At 46.9% G+C, this 13,226-nt stretch carries 11 protein-coding genes; 5 read left to right on the top strand and 6 right to left on the bottom strand.

Going from position 1 to position 13,226, the window contains the following annotated elements:
- Positions 1-224 precede the first annotated feature (224 nt).
- Positions 225-1,472: a hypothetical protein gene (locus QUA78_RS19345; RefSeq protein ID WP_333304292.1), complete on the top strand. Its 1,248-nt coding sequence runs from the start codon at positions 225-227 to the stop codon at positions 1,470-1,472.
- A gap of 59 nt (positions 1,473-1,531) precedes the next feature.
- On the opposite strand, the gene QUA78_RS19340 is transcribed toward QUA78_RS19345, so the two are convergent.
- The 6 genes from QUA78_RS19340 to QUA78_RS19315 all read right to left on the bottom strand — a co-directional run bounded on the left by QUA78_RS19340 (position 1,532) and on the right by QUA78_RS19315 (position 8,428).
- Complete coding sequence (locus QUA78_RS19340; RefSeq protein ID WP_333304291.1) at positions 1,532-2,644, bottom strand: DNA cytosine methyltransferase; 1,113 nt, start codon at positions 2,642-2,644, stop codon at positions 1,532-1,534.
- Between the two features lie 8 nt (positions 2,645-2,652).
- Positions 2,653-3,378, bottom strand: a complete 726-nt coding sequence (locus tag QUA78_RS19335; protein WP_333304290.1) for an MAE_28990/MAE_18760 family HEPN-like nuclease — start codon at positions 3,376-3,378, stop codon at positions 2,653-2,655.
- A gap of 2 nt (positions 3,379-3,380) precedes the next feature.
- The gene (locus tag QUA78_RS19330) at positions 3,381-4,451 is read right to left on the bottom strand and encodes a DUF262 domain-containing protein (protein WP_333304289.1); all 1,071 of its coding nucleotides are present in this window, start codon (positions 4,449-4,451) and stop codon (positions 3,381-3,383) included.
- A 61-nt stretch (positions 4,452-4,512) separates the two neighbouring features.
- Complete coding sequence (locus tag QUA78_RS19325; RefSeq protein WP_333036886.1) at positions 4,513-5,688, bottom strand: homocysteine biosynthesis protein; 1,176 nt, start codon at positions 5,686-5,688, stop codon at positions 4,513-4,515.
- Positions 5,689-6,465: 777 nt separating this feature from the next.
- Positions 6,466-7,638, bottom strand: coding sequence for an AI-2E family transporter (locus QUA78_RS19320; RefSeq protein WP_333304288.1), 1,173 nt, complete (start codon positions 7,636-7,638; stop codon positions 6,466-6,468).
- Positions 7,639-7,810: 172 nt separating this feature from the next.
- Positions 7,811-8,428, bottom strand: coding sequence for a Uma2 family endonuclease (locus tag QUA78_RS19315; protein WP_333304287.1), 618 nt, complete (start codon positions 8,426-8,428; stop codon positions 7,811-7,813).
- A gap of 240 nt (positions 8,429-8,668) precedes the next feature.
- Between QUA78_RS19315 and QUA78_RS19310 the strand changes: the two genes are divergently transcribed.
- The 4 genes from QUA78_RS19310 (at position 8,669) to QUA78_RS19295 (ending at position 13,174) form a co-directional block, all read left to right on the top strand.
- The gene (locus QUA78_RS19310) at positions 8,669-8,860 is read left to right on the top strand and encodes a hypothetical protein (RefSeq protein ID WP_333304286.1); all 192 of its coding nucleotides are present in this window, start codon (positions 8,669-8,671) and stop codon (positions 8,858-8,860) included.
- Positions 8,861-8,886: 26 nt separating this feature from the next.
- Positions 8,887-10,203, top strand: coding sequence for a class I SAM-dependent methyltransferase (locus tag QUA78_RS19305; RefSeq protein WP_333304285.1), 1,317 nt, complete (start codon positions 8,887-8,889; stop codon positions 10,201-10,203).
- Positions 10,204-10,317: 114 nt separating this feature from the next.
- A complete protein-coding gene (locus QUA78_RS19300) occupies positions 10,318-10,836 on the top strand; it encodes a type IV pilin-like G/H family protein (protein ID WP_333304284.1) in 519 nt (172 codons plus the stop codon).
- Between the two features lie 103 nt (positions 10,837-10,939).
- A complete protein-coding gene (locus QUA78_RS19295; RefSeq protein WP_333304283.1) occupies positions 10,940-13,174 on the top strand; it encodes an O-linked N-acetylglucosamine transferase family protein in 2,235 nt (744 codons plus the stop codon).
- Positions 13,175-13,226 lie beyond the last annotated feature (52 nt).

The raw sequence follows: 13,226 nt of genomic DNA, 5'->3' as shown, positions 1-13,226 counted from the left end.
TATCGCTGGATCGATCGGTCAACAACTGCCAAAGTTCTTGCTCGCAAGGATTTTAGCAGCCAGAGAACCGATCGGCACTGGTAGCGTTGAAAGTTGGCGTTGACGGGTCACAACCAGACCTCCGGGCGCAAGCCCCAAGTCAGGTGCTAGTAGTTTTTAAAGCAGTTTCTTCAGTTTATTCCTAATTTCCCTTAAGGGATGTGTCTCCGCTGCAAGGAGTTTTTATGAACCCCTCTCCCAACCGGTCTTCCAAATCGTCCAAATCTACTTCAACTCGCAAGGCTCAGCCCAGCGAACTGGCCGTCAATCCGCCTAAAGATACAGATTCTATTCCTGAGACACCAGACGAAAGTCCGGTGCCTTCGGCGTTGGCTGCACCTGTTGACCAAAATCAACCGCCAGCGCCAACAGACGCCCCAGCGTCCAAGGATAAGCTGCAACGACCACGCTACAGTTCTGCCCTCGACAAGGACAAAACAAAGCCACAAGACCCGCCCAGTAATGCTCCTGAACCCTCGGAGCAAGCAGCGCCTTCGGAAGCTGTGAGCGATACTCCAGCGCTCGCAGTCGCACCGCCGGCAAACGCCGAGCCTGTGGCTAACGAAAGTCAGGCCGCTGAGGACATACCCTCGGTCATGCGCCAACATCCCATTCCCCCGCCCAGCGAACCCAGACAGTACCGAGCTGTTGGTTTGGTGCGGGGCCGCTACACGCAATCAGAAGAGCAATTCACCCGGGGTATGCTGATAGCTGCCGACGGAACTGCCATCGACGCAGTTTTGCTGGGTAGAGTCATGAGTTTAGTCAAAAATCACCTCGACCTCGAACAAGAACACCTGTGGGTGGTATATCCCCGCACCAGGCAAGAAGACGGTAACTTGCACGCCCAGATTATGGGAGTTTGGGAGCCGGAAACGCTCAAGAAACCTCCCGAACCGTCCTCTGATGAGGAAAATCAGGAAGCAGCGGAGATTGAGGCTAGCGGCGAAGCATCGACCGGATCTTTGCCGCCCTCGGAACCTGATGTTGAAGATGGCTATTTTTCGATTAGAGGTGAGGTGATTTATCAATCCCAAGACGAAGAAAAGTATGTCATCGTCAAAATCAAGCAAGCTCCCCGCAAGAATGACGACAAGATGAAGTTTTTTAAACTGAAACTCAAGGGAGATTTAGCAACAAAAGCGATCGGGTTTTTTTGGGATTTCCACGTCAAATTGAAAGCTGACAGTCTGATGATTGAGCAGGCTAATAATATTGGCGCCCTGCCGATTAAAAAGCGGAAATTCCCCCCTGGCAGCAAGCCGCCCGGTGGTTTCAAAAAAGGAGGGAAGCGTCCGTTTACTCCTAGGCCCAGCGGTGACGGTGCTCCTGTAGGGCGTCCTACCATCAAGTCCGCAGCAGCAGCACCACCGCCTGTCCCGAAGGAACCTCTTCCTAAGCCGGTTAAGAAGCCTAAGCCGATCGAGGAATAAAAAATAGTCAAAGTAAAAATGCAAGATTTAAGGTTAAAAAAACTTTTAATCTTGCATTTTTACTTTAGCGGCTTGTGGTACTTCTGTACATGAGCCTGTAGGCTCTGCGCTACCACCTCGCCAATTTTGACAGGAACAGCGTTTCCGATTAAACGACCCAGTTTGCTGAAACAGACACGCTCGCCAGGAGCTAGGAAGCGGTAGTTTTCGGGAAAAGTCTGAAGGATAGCGGCCTCTCTCAGAGAGATTGCACGATCCTGTTCCGGATGTCCGAACCGACCATTTCCGTAGCCGAAGCATTGGGTTGTGATCGTTGGAGCCGGGGCGTCCCACTTCATACGACCATACACGCTAGCATAAGTTTGTCCGGATTTCTTACGATGACATGGTGCCAGCAGTGAATCATCCCAGTCATGCCATGTGCCTCCGGGTTTTGAGGCTCTGATTCGGCGGAGGTTCAGGTCACTTAGTGAGGATGCGGTATGAAGTGCGTCATTTGGATCGGAGCATCCGGCGGCTAAGGCGGGTAGATGGGAAATGGCCTCACGCACAGTTGTGCACGATCGTCTAGAAAAGATTGGAGGTACTAATTCTACTGGCCCGAATCGGGACGCTAGCAGCACAAGCCGTTTACGAGTCTGTGGAACTCCATATTGAACACAATCTACAATACTGCAACTGGTCGCATAGCCTTTGAGGTCCTTCAAAAAATCCTTGAAAACTTCATGCTCTAAAAGCTGTGGCACATTCTCCATCGTTACGAAGTCGGGTTGAGTCTCCCGTACCAACCGACCGAAGTCGGATACGAGAACCCACTTAGTGTCCTGGCGTTCCTGGCGTCCCTTACGGCTGTAAGTCGAGAATGGTTGGCAGGGCGCGCAGCCGGCCAGCAAACGCAATGTCCCATCGCCAAAAATATCTGCAAGTTGGGAACCAGATAGATCACTGACATCCTGCTGGACGAAAAGGGCATCGTTGTTGCTCTCATATGGGAAGCGACATTGTGGCTCGATGTCGATGCCCGCAACAACCTGAATACCTCCTTTGATCAGTCCATGCGTAAGACCGCCCAAACCGCAAAACAGATCGATGCAGCTAATGGCTGTACTCCCGCGATCGATCTGAGGCTCTTTGCCACTGTGAGCGCCGACCATAGTCTCATCTGGATTCATGCCTGTGCTCATGTAGGTCGCTTCTCCGGCATTAGGAACTCATGTGCATCTATGAATAACTTGAAGCAATTTACAACCTCTGTTAGATACAATGCTGTTCGTTTAGTGAGGTCACGGAGTTCGCTAACAGTAATACCCTCGCTACTCTCTGCAAATGACATACTACCGTGCGCCAAACCGTTCCGAAGGTCTTTGATAAACGTAAGCGCACCTTGATCATTTCGGAATGGTCGTTTGACACTCTTGTAGACGTCGGAGCTGATGTGCAACGATAAGCCCAGACGTTTGCTGATGGTTTCAATCCCATTATCGTCCCAACTACCACCCCCACCCTTTTCAACTTCAAAAGTCGATATCGGAAGCGCCTGCACTAAGTGATCGCAGAGGTTCCATGCAGATTCCAGGCGCTTCTCGTAGTTGAGATTATTATGGGTACGTGCGGTGCATCGCACCCACTCGCGGCGCAACTCAATGGACAAGTCGTTGGGCTGCGATCTCTTATTAACCACTGCCTTAGATACGGCATCTACGCACCGAGTAATAGTTGACTCGACAAGATTGTAGAGCTGTAAGTAAACACTCGAATAGAGGATTTTCTGCTGTTGCGGAGTGATCGGAGCTTCCCCGATTTGTGGAAATCCTTCCTGCACTTGTTTCTGTATGGACTCAAGCAGGTCAAGGTAAGTTTCAATTTCCTGTAAACGCTCTTCAAAAGCTTGGCTCAAATCCTCCATCCTCAATCTCCAAGTAAACGATCGCGAACGAAATGTATACGAGCCCTGAGTCTGCGTATTGCGTTCGCACCGTCGGCGCCGGTCACTTTTGTAAAGTCCTTGCTGTTCAACCATTCTTCAACTTTGAGCGATTGGTTAGCTATCTCAGGCCGTTGCTGAAGTGCTAGATAGCTTCCAATGGCTATAGCTTCAAAACGCGATCGGGGTGTCGCCTTACCTTTAGGTGTTTTGCCGAAGCCCGACGGGAAGTTGCGCGATACAAAGTTTATCATGTCCATGAAGCGTTGCCGGTAGGACTCAATGTCCGCTGGGTTCTGTTTAAAGCGATCGTTCATCTTCTTCGTGTAGGTGAAAAGAAATGCCGACACTCTGTCTTTGTATGTCTCCAGTCCATCACCGTAGGCGAAGAATCGTGTAACGAGCTCTTCTCTCTCGCGCTCCAATAACAGTTTCTTGGATAGCGGCGCAAGTTTGACAAAGGTGGGCTCTTTGGCTAGTGAAATCACAAGGTCGAGGAAAGCACCTCCTAACGCACCTCGACGCACCTCAGCCTTGTTCGCGACCTTGCTTCCTGTGTTAATTCGATCAAAAAGATCGAATCGTGCTTGCTCATCGGCGTGTTCATTGAGCACGATCCCCCTAATGGAACGGTTCTTGATTTTTCGTTGCCGAGATTCGGGGAGATCTTTGAATCGAAATCCGGTCAGTAGCGACAATTCTTCCAAGTCACCTAGGGGAAAGTCCCCAAGAACGAACTCCTCAATCGTTCTAAGGCGCTGTGAACCATCAACAATTTCAAGCTTACCTGTTGACGGGCTTTCCCAAAAGAACAGGAAAGGGATCGGAAGCCCCATCAATACCGACTCAATGAACCGGGATTTGCGCTCTGGTTCCCATGTGAACTCGCGCTGGTAGGTCGGAATCTCGAAATCTCCATTCTGCATCTTTTGGGCCAGAAGCTCAATGGAATATTCCGTCAGATAGAACTCAATTCTCTTTGTGTGTTCAAAAATCTGTACCTCAGCATTAGCAACATCCTCATCAGTAAACTTACAATGGTTTTCGTCGATCATCTTTGAATATCCTCTTGTGGTTCATTCAAGTTATAATCCGTGACTTTAGTCTAGGGACTGTCTATTCCAGCCTCACTTGGGCGCCCCACAAATCTTGCGGGAGAAATACTCTGTCGGTGGGTAGGGGAGCAACTGGGGCCGTGAGGGTAAATTGACCCGCTTCAATTTGCTGCTTCAATTCCAATGCTACTTGCCGGGAGAGAAACATACTCGCAAGGGGGGCGGCCCGCACTGGTTTGCCCTCTATCAGGATGCGGCCAGTCTTTAATTGAGCATAGCTGACTAAACCGAAGGTGGGACGAACGCGCCGGGGGATAGAGAAATCTACCACCGGCGCTACTATTTTTTTGTCGGATACTGCACAGTGGGCGACGACTGTTTCGTTTAAGACGGGAAAGGGGATGCCGACTCCCAGCATCAGGGATGGGCCGTAGTTTTTGAAGTAGCAGCCGCGCACCCATTTGGAGTTCATCTGTTTGGCGTCGCCGATTAGTGCGAGGGTGGCGGCCGGGCCGATGGGGGTGCGGTTGGGCTGGCGTTTTTGCAGCGGGAAGTGCTGGGTTCCTTCCCAGGTGATGTAGCCCTGAGCGCCTCCTAGGAAGATGCGGGTGCCGATGCCGATGATTTCGAGGTCGGGGTCGTTGAGCAGGGGAGACATGGCTCCAAGGTTCGAGTAGACCGCGTTGCCGAGGTTTGGTTGCAGGGGGCCGAGGTAGGTGAACAGCGGGCGATCGCCCCCATTGACGCCAACAATAAAGTTTTGATATGCGTTGCGGGGATTGAATAAATAAAACTGGTTGATGGTATCGCGGGTAATCGTGGTTTCAAAGGAGGCGCGGGGGTAGCAGTCTGTTACTTGTCCGAGGGCGCGCAACTGCACGGGTTTGCCGGCTATTAAGTCTTCGATGACGTGTCCGCCGCCCCGTTCGCGGGATTCTTCGCCGTCTTCGGCTACTTGGGTGGCTCCCAGATACAGGTCTACTGCCCCGAAGCCGGAGTAGGCTAAAACGCCGTCTAGCCAGCACTGGCGGATTTTTATCGGCGGGTCGGTATGGCCGAGGTTGATGATTGCACCGGAGGATTCCATGGGCTCGAAGGTGCCGGTGGTAATCACATCGACTTCTTTGGCTGCTTGGGTAATGCTGGTTTCTTGAACTCTAGTTTTGAGTTCTTCGATTGTCCAGACTGTAGCTTTGCCCTGGCTGATTTTATCGTTGATTTCGTCGATCGATCGCATAAGACTATTTTAGATTTTAGATTTAGATTTTAGTGTGATGGAATGTCGATCGACCGAATGCAGTTTTGGCGATCGACCTCCTTATTGGTCTTTGCTATAAATTAGCTACAAACTCTGTGTTTGCAATTGCTGCCTCACCCACAGCCACCAATACCGGACAATAGCATTATCGTCCTTAGTTTCTGAGATTTGTACTAAATAATTCAGCAAGGTTGCAGGCATAATTGGAAATGCGAGACTGTATTCGCAAAAAATATATCCGGGATTTTGAATCTGGTAAATTGGACAGTTCCTCCCCTAGATCGCCCAATTTCACTAATTCCTAACTGCTGATAAATTGATAATCGATTCAAGGATACACTGGTAAGATCGACTTTAATGACTAAGGCGGGCGGCGCCTCGTTTGAAATTCCCAATTTTTTACCGATAATACTCTCAATATTTTGAAGAGAAAAACATGAATCTTGTTCTGCAGCTTGTTGTTAATCGGAGCGATTTCAACTCGTCGAACTAAATCCTTTAACTCTCAAGTCTAACTCTTAAGTTAAAGCGGTAACTCTGCGTTTCAGCACGCAATTTATGTTTTCGTGCAACTCGGACGGTATCATGATTTCTAGCAATTCTCTACTGTAAGCAAAGTTAGAGGATCTGCGGTCTCTAGATGCTGCCAATAATGTCCGATCAGTTTGCCAACTGATATTTGGTAAAACCACTCTGTGAGTAGTGTTTAAACGTGGATTATCAAGAAGTGCAACAGTCATCCTCGCTCGAATTCAATTATTGATTTTCAGGAGTGTGGCTTTCTGTATTATTTGGGATTTCTAATTTTTGTTCTGGCAGGCTTTCTGGCTTGTTATGTGTTACTCCTAAAGATTCGTACTCCTGGTGAATAGCGGTATCGATCGCTGCTAACTTTCTGGGATGAGTGTCCCACTGGTTGAGAATGTCTTTAATCAAAACTTCTCTAACCCAAACTTGAGCGACAACGGTGAGAGGAAGGGCAAGTAATAGTCCTAAAAACCCAAAGAAAGTGGCAAAGAATACTTGAGCTATTAAGGTAACAGCCGGCAGTAGCGCTACTTGCTGCGCCATAACGTAAGGGGTGAGGAGGTTGCTTTCAAATTGTTGAATTAGAAAGTAGAGGATAAGCACAAAACCGGATTTTAAGGGAGAGTCTAAAAGTGCGATCGTCACTGGGGGAATGACACTCAAACCGGGTCCTATATTGGGTATTAAGTTCAGCAAACCAGCTAAAACAGCGTGAGCTAGAGCTAGGGGAACTTGTAATACTGACAAACCAATTAGGCTGAGAAAAGTGATGACGCTCATGCTAATTAAAGCACCGATTACCCATCTGCCGAGGGCTATTTCGCATTCATCTAAGATTCCCTCGATTCGCCGCCGATAAAAAGAGGGAAATAGTTGGATAAATCCTTTGCGGTAAGATAAAGGATCTGCTAATGTCATTAAGGTCAAAACTATGACTAGCAAAAAGCTGAGAATAACGCCTAAGGTGTTGCCTACAAAAGCTCCTGCGCCGCCGACGAGTTGATTGAATAGGGGTTGCAGTTGTTGGATAATGTCGTTAATATCAAGATTCGGTAGTCGCTGACCAATTTGTCCAGAAAAGCGAGCTTCAATCTGATCGATCCACTCATTTAACCTTGCTATTCCTTGAGGGGCTCTTTGGGTAAGTTGTTGAAACTGTTGGGCAAAGGGTGGTACAATGATTAGGAATAATCCTACGAAGATCAGGACTAGGAAGCTAACTGATAAGAGTACGGCGATCGATCTTTTGAGTCCGAATTTTTGCAAGTAGCGTGCTAGTCTGTTTAAGGCTGTGGCTAAGACGACGGCGGCAAACAGCAGCAGTAGGGCCTGCCTGATTTGCCACAGGATGTAACAAGATGCGATGAGGGCTAATAAGCCCATCCACTGTCCTAGCTTCATTAGATTTTAGATTTTAGATTTTAGATTGAGGAATAGGGTATTGGGAATTGCTGCTGGCTAATTGCTTTGCAGCCCCGAAGCGATGAATCGCATCTCTACAAGATACCTTAGATGCGGGCGATCGTATCTTTAATCAGATACCCCTACTCGGACATCAGCATAAGCAGCCTCCTCAATTCCCTTTTGCGAACACCTGCTGCGCTGTCAGCTTCAATTCTGGGAAAGTTGGGGACTCAATAGAATCGCTTTCTCTGAACAGTTTTACTTGGTACTCGCCGTCAATTAGTTGGTAAACCGAAAAAGTTGGTTGCTTGGGGTTGCCGATGAACCGTCTGCCGCCCAATCCTAGATAGTCTATAATCCAATATTCCTGAATACCCATTGACTCATATGCCTCAAGCTTTAGGGCATAATCATCACCCCAATTAGTGTTAGTTACCTCGACGATTAGCGGGACTGATGAACCCATTGTGATAATTGATGATTTCTCCCATCGCGGCTCGTTTCCAATGGTTTGTTCGTTGAGTACAATAATATCTGGTTCATATCCGGATTCCTCGCGCATGGGTTTGATGACGCATTCTTTGGGGATGAAGTAGGGCAAATTGAGACGCTCAATCTCTATTCCGACTTTCAGTGCGGTAAAACCGGCCACTTTAGAATGTTTACCTGTTGCTTTTGGCATCTCAACAATTTCTCCATTGTGCAGTTCGTAGTGGTGTTCTGAATTTTCAGGATACCAGTCAATGAATTCATCGAATGTTACTAATTCAGGTATGATTTGAATCATGGTGAGTGGCTTTAGTTTGGTTGCGATAGCTGTACAGGGCTGGGATTTGTGGTGAGTAATAGCCTTTTGGGTCGAGCAGAATAATATTATCTCCAGGCACGTCTAGATCGATCCCACATCTTGATTCTGTCTTAATTGTGTCTCTAATACTGCTGTTGCCGTGCTCGCCAGCCGAGGATCGCAGCTAGGATGATACTGGGGGTAAAGACGGCGATTAGGGCGTTGAGGTCGGTAGAGGGTATGGATAAGCTAGGCCCTGCGTACTTGATGGCCAGGGAAAGTGCGGCGGAAAGGGTGAATACTTTGAGGATGGGGCTGATGTTGGTGTTCATGGACGTGGTAGTTGGTTGGGCGATCGGTTTTCAGACTATTATTGCAAGTATGTGTTGCCGGTGGGCGGGCGATCGGTTATTTTCTGAGATACTAAGGTAATTTGCCAGCGTTGAGTGTAATTGAAAATGGATCACCAAAATTTAGAGTTAATAGAAAACATTCGCCAGCAATTTGATAATACTCCTTATCCCAGAATCCCGCTGGAACAATCTCCAAAAGACAACAGTGAATGGCTCTACCTTCATAATCTTGTAACTGCTTACTACTTCAGAAATAGAAGAGTTATTAATACAGAAGGTAAAGTTATCCTCGATGCCGGATGCGGCACCGGTTATAAATCCTTGGTTTTAGCTATAGCAAATCCGGGAGCGAAAATAGTAGGCATCGATTTATCAGAAGAATCTGTGAAACTAGCTGAGAAACGTTTACATTATCATGGGGTTGCTAATGCAGAGTTTTATGCTTTGAAAATAGAAGATTTGCCAACTTTAGGGTTACAGTTTGACTATATCAATGCTGACGAAGTTCTGTATCTCTTGCCCGATACTATTGCTGGATTGCAAGCGATGAAGTCAGTTCTCAAACCTGATGGCATCATCCGCACAAACCTTCACAGTTCAAATGGTAGGGCCGGAGTATTTCGCGCTCAAGCTGCTTTCAAAACAATGGGATTAATGAATGGATCTCCGGGAGAAGTGGAGATAGAAATAGTCCGAGAAACAATGGAAGCTTTACAAGATGAAGTAGGGCTTAAGGCATTCACCTGGAAGGCCGATCGCGCGGATGAGGCATGGATTATGGTTAACTATTTATTAGTGGGTGATAAAGGTTGTACCATTCCTGAAGTGTTTGCAATGTTGAGAGGTGCGGATTTAGAGTTTATCAGTATGGTGGCTTGGCGCAGGTGGGAGTTGATGGATTTGTTCAAAGATCCAGATGATTTACCTCCGTTTTTGGCGATGAGTCTGCCAGAAGCTTCTCTGGAAGAGCGACTGCATTTATTTGACTTGTTACATCCCCTGCACCGTTTATTTGATTTCTGGTGCGGCAATCCCGATCAAACTCAGGCTTTTGTTCCCGTTGCGGAATGGACGGAAGCTCAATGGCGGGAAGCACGGATACACCTGCACCCTCAACTGAGGACTTCCCAGATTAGGGAAGACTTGAGTAATTGCATTGACAGCCAGACGCCGTTTGAGATTAGCCGTTATATTATTGTGCCAACTCTAGCGCCGGTGGCGATCGATACTGCAATGGCAGCTTGCTTGCTACCTCTTTGGGATGGGCCGCAGTCTGTGGTGTCCCTGGTGGAACAGTGGCTCCAAATCCGCTCGCAGATCGGTGTTAACCTAGAGTCTGTTAGTGATGAGACTGCCTTTGAGGAAGTCAAGAAACTGTTGATTAGGCTGGAAGTCTTTCTGTATTTGCTTTTGGAGCCTTAGAGCCAGGAGTTGAGAAAAAAAAATGTGTGGGGTGATATTAAAGCGCCAATAACTGGGTAAGTTACATATAAGAGTTAGAAATCGAGCATTTCACCCCTCAAGGAGAAACAAATTATGAAGACTGAATTTAAAGCCAAGTTCCTGCAACACATCAACAAAAGAAGACAGGATAAAGGTTTTACACTGATTGAACTGCTGGTTGTTATCATCATTATCGGTATTCTTTCGGCTATCGCTTTGCCCGCGTTCCTCAACCAAGCAAACAAAGCCAAGCAGTCTGAAGGCAAACAGTATATCAGTTCAATTAACAAGGGTCAGCAGGCTTACTACGCAGAGAATACTAAGTTTGGGACTGACGTTACCACTTTGGGTCTAGGCCTCAAAACTTTAACCACTAACTATAGCTACGCTGTAACAGGTGCGTCAAGCACAGCTGACGCCACTGCAAGCCCCACTAATCCTGCGGCTCTCAAAGGATATGCCGGGGGAGTAGGTTTAGTTGATGCAGGCGAGGCAAAAACCACGCAGAGCATACTTTGCGAGACAACTGGTGTTGGTGCTCCTACTGCCGCTACTTATACTGCGAGTCAGGTCAACTGTGCAAATGGCAGCATGACACAAGTTACCAAGTAATTGCCGAGCCTAATAAGCATTGTTTCTTAACGGGAGCGGGTAGGACTCTGTGTGCTACCTGCTTTTGTCTATTGTGTAAAAACTGTTTTAAACATCTTGGTCTATGGTTTCTAGTGATTTATCGGCTGTAGAATCAGATTGGCAGCAAAAAACGGATCAATTGCTGCTTCAAGGCAATTACGTTCAGGCTGCGAAGCTTTATGAACAAGCAATTGAAGACGAACCAAGTGTCAAGTCCTATTACTGGCAGTTAGGATTGATGTTGCTGTTGCAGGGACAAGAGGTAGAAGCTCAGACTACTTGGCTGTTGGCTGTGGCGGATGGAGAATCTCAAGAAATAGATCGGTGGAGTGAGGAACTAATAGAGGTTCTGCAAACCGAGGCGGATAGACAGCGGGATCTGGGTGACTATAGGGTGGCTTGGGCAATTCGGCAGCACATCAGGGAAATTAATCCTACAGATATCAACAACCTGTTGCATTCGATCGGGCTGTCCACCATGCTTGAGACATATACAGGAGAGGAATTGATAGATATTGGCGTCATTGAGCTGCTTAAGTCTGAACAAGCTAACAGCGTAGACTTTGAGCTATTGATGCAAGTGTTGAAGAATGTTCTAGACAGAGCTCCTTTTTATCCGTCATCCTTTGACTTGACGGAAGCTAGTACAGCCCATGTCAAAGACCCCCTAACTTTTTTAAGGATTTTAATACCCTTTGTTTATAAAATTTCTTACTCGGCAAAGCAAGTTGAGTTGGCAGCACGCTTTACTGAGTTAGCCTTGCGTGTGTCTCCTCAAGATCCAGAAATACTAGGTACTTTATCTTCTTTTTATCAAGATTTTAGCGAACATTCTAAAGGAATAGAAACTGCTAAGTTGTGCTATTCATTCATGGGAGGATTAGCAGATAAAGTTTATGCTAATTTTTTGATAATGCGCGGTTTGATGGGAGCTGGTGGCTATTGGGATGAATTTTGTTTAGCCTTAGACACACAGAAATCCCTATTAGCGTCTTTGATAAAAGAGCAACCGACATCCCTGATTCAGAGTGCTACTATCCGTTTATTTATTTGTGTATTTTTTTTCCCATACTTTCAGGATATCCCACAGGAAAATATACAAATTCGCCGTCAATTAGCTCAGCTTGCTCAGTTAAATGTTGAAAATTATGCAAAGGAGAAGGTGGAGAAATGTCGCCAGAAGCGATCGCCCCTTCTCAAGATTGATCCTCCTAGTAAACGTTTGAAGATTGGATATCTCTCTCATTGCTTGCGCAGCCATTCTGTGGGGTGGTTAGCCCGGTGGGTGTTTGAGTACCGAGATCGAGATCGCTTTGAAGTAAATGCTTACCTGCTTGGCTCTGAAATGAGCCACGACAAGTTAGAAGATTGGTACATTAGCAAAGTTGACAAAGCTTATAAATTAGGATTAGATAGTCATGAAGCTGCTGATAAAATTTATGAAGATAAAATTGATATTTTAGTGGATCTCGATAGTATAACGCTGAGTAATTCTTGTGAAATTATGGCCATTAAACCAGCACCTGTTCAGGTGACTTGGTTGGGTTGGGATGCGTCGAGTGTGCCAACTATTGATTACTATATTGCCGATCCTTACGTTTTACCAGAATCGGCTCAAGACTACTATACGGAAAAAATCTGGCGTTTGCCTCAAACTTACATAGCAGTCGATGGTTTTGAGGTTGGGGTTCCAACCCTGCGACGCGATCACTTGGATATCGGCAGTGATTCTGTGATTTATCTTAGTGCTCAGAGGGGATATAAGTATCACCCCAATACCGCACGTCTGCAAATGCAAATTCTTAAAGAAGTACCAAATAGTTACTTTTTAATTAAAGGTTTGGCGGATCAAGAATCAATCAAAAAGTTTTTTGTCGAAGTAGCTGAATCAGAGGGAGTGGGAGCCGAGCGCCTGCGATTTTTAGGATTTGCAGGCGCGGAGGCAGAGCACCGAGCTAATTTGGGCATTGCAGATGTGGTACTAGATACCTATCCCTATAACGGAGCTACAACAACAATGGAAACGCTGTGGATGGGTGTTCCTATAGTAACGCGAGTTGGAAAGCAGTTTGCTGCCCGCAACAGCTATACGATGATGATGAATGCTGGTATTTCGGAAGGGATTGCTTGGACTGATGAAGAGTATGTAGAATGGGGTATTCGCTTGGGGAAAGACGCAGCTCTGCGCCAGCAAATATCCTGGAAACTGCGGCAGTCACGACAAACGGCTCCGCTATGGAATGGCAAGCAATTTACGCGAGAGATGGAAAAAGCATACGAGCAAATGTGGCAGATATATCTGGACAAAAATCATTGATGGTGCTGATTCCAGTGAGTAGTTTGTGCAGCAACTCGCTGCACAAATTCGC

The organism is Microcoleus sp. K4-B3 (assembly GCF_036704615.1).
In the GTDB taxonomy this organism is placed as follows: Bacteria; Cyanobacteriota; Cyanobacteriia; order Cyanobacteriales; family Microcoleaceae; genus Microcoleus.
This window is presented reverse-complemented; position numbering and strand designations above follow the sequence as displayed.

Excerpts from the sequence above, each read along its gene's own strand:
- QUA78_RS19345 (WP_333304292.1), top strand. The coding sequence starts at position 225 with ATGAACCCCTCTCCCAACCGGTCTTCCAAATCGTCCAAATCTACTTCA.
- QUA78_RS19340 (WP_333304291.1), bottom strand. The coding sequence starts at position 2,644 with ATGAATCCAGATGAGACTATGGTCGGCGCTCACAGTGGCAAAGAGCCT.
- QUA78_RS19335 (WP_333304290.1), bottom strand. The coding sequence starts at position 3,378 with ATGGAGGATTTGAGCCAAGCTTTTGAAGAGCGTTTACAGGAAATTGAA.
- QUA78_RS19330 (WP_333304289.1), bottom strand. The coding sequence starts at position 4,451 with ATGATCGACGAAAACCATTGTAAGTTTACTGATGAGGATGTTGCTAAT.
- QUA78_RS19325 (WP_333036886.1), bottom strand. The coding sequence starts at position 5,688 with ATGCGATCGATCGACGAAATCAACGATAAAATCAGCCAGGGCAAAGCT.
- QUA78_RS19320 (WP_333304288.1), bottom strand. The coding sequence starts at position 7,638 with ATGAAGCTAGGACAGTGGATGGGCTTATTAGCCCTCATCGCATCTTGT.
- QUA78_RS19315 (WP_333304287.1), bottom strand. The coding sequence starts at position 8,428 with ATGATTCAAATCATACCTGAATTAGTAACATTCGATGAATTCATTGAC.
- QUA78_RS19310 (WP_333304286.1), top strand. The coding sequence starts at position 8,669 with ATGGATAAGCTAGGCCCTGCGTACTTGATGGCCAGGGAAAGTGCGGCG.
- QUA78_RS19305 (WP_333304285.1), top strand. The coding sequence starts at position 8,887 with ATGGATCACCAAAATTTAGAGTTAATAGAAAACATTCGCCAGCAATTT.
- QUA78_RS19300 (WP_333304284.1), top strand. The coding sequence starts at position 10,318 with ATGAAGACTGAATTTAAAGCCAAGTTCCTGCAACACATCAACAAAAGA.
- QUA78_RS19295 (WP_333304283.1), top strand. The coding sequence starts at position 10,940 with ATGGTTTCTAGTGATTTATCGGCTGTAGAATCAGATTGGCAGCAAAAA.